General features: G+C 36.6%; 1 protein-coding gene. It reads right to left on the bottom strand.

Features of this window, described 5'->3' with window-relative positions; all coding sequences use genetic code 11:
* Positions 1-145: 145 nt before the first annotated feature.
* Positions 146-388: fumarate hydratase C-terminal domain-containing protein (locus SB679_RS23250; protein ID WP_410704654.1), on the bottom strand; the 243-nt coding region annotated here is incomplete at its 5' end.

Raw genomic sequence — 388 nt, 5'->3', positions numbered from 1 at the left:
AGTCCATAGGAACTGGTAAAACGGCCAAAATGCTGATAAAATCGTTATCATATCTCTTAAAGATTTTAGGCAAAAATAGAACTTTTTTCCTGTTTACACAAAAGATAGAGACTCTATTTTCTAATTTATTTTAATTTTAAACTAATTAGTGGGCAAGATTGGCAAAGAAATCGTTTCCTTTATCATCGGTAATGATGAATGCAGGGAAGTCTTTTACCTCAATTTTTCTTACGGCTTCCATTCCTAATTCCGGGAAATCTACTACATCTACAGACACTATATTGTCTTTCGCAAGAATGGCAGCCGGTCCTCCGATTGATCCAAGGTAGAAACCTCCGTATTTATTGCAAGCATCAGCAACGTCTTTGCTTCTGTTTCCTTTCGCCAG

The organism is Chryseobacterium sp. SIMBA_029 (assembly GCF_046535275.1).
GTDB lineage: Bacteria > Bacteroidota > Bacteroidia > Flavobacteriales > Weeksellaceae > Chryseobacterium.
Note: the sequence above shows the minus strand (reverse complement) of the source record. Positions and strands in the feature narration are given on the sequence as shown.